This is a genomic window from Bacillus sp. LR--39 (assembly GCF_053613335.1).
Genome location: NZ_JBSIOT010001263.1, coordinates 1 through 586 on the forward strand (window position 1 = coordinate 1; position 586 = coordinate 586).

General features: G+C 42.2%; 1 protein-coding gene. It reads right to left on the minus strand.

The genetic code is table 11. The annotated features are described in order from the left end of the window. Positions 1 to 586, minus strand: a 586-nt coding sequence (holA, locus tag ACWHAR_RS29845) for a DNA polymerase III subunit delta (protein ID WP_452088785.1), incomplete at both ends; no start/stop codon positions are given.

Below are 586 nucleotides of genomic sequence, written 5' to 3' on the forward strand. Positions count from 1 at the left end.
CCCGATTTTCATCTCATAATCCATGACGGCAAGCTGTTCAATAATTGAACGGAGCTCCTCCTCTGAAAAAAGCCTTGCTTGATCCATCGCCAGCTTTACCCGAAATGGGTGAACTTTTAGATTAGAAGCGATTTGTTTTTGCCCGTATCCCTGTTCCGCGAAGTACTTCGTCTGCAGAATCAGCCGGAACTGATTCGAAATAAGCGCCATAATTTTGATCGGTTCTTCATTTTGTTTTAGCAAATCATAAAAAATTTGCAGACTCTCTGTTCGTTTTCGGTTGACGATTTTATTGATCAGCTCAAAAATATTTTGTTCAAGGCTTCTAGCAACAAGCATTTTCACATCATCCAGCGTAATTTCTTCACGATCTCCAATAAACGTGCAGAGCTTTTGAATCTCCTGAAAAATCGATGACAGATGCCCGTTCACAAGCAGAACCAAATGCTCCGCCGCTTCCGTGCCGATTGTTTTCTGCTCTGTTTTTGCAAGGTTGACAGTAAAGTCCGTCGTTTCCTTTGCGTTTAATTCCTTCGCCTCAATCATAAACGCGTGCTTCTTTAACGCTTTCGTCAGCTTTTTTCGC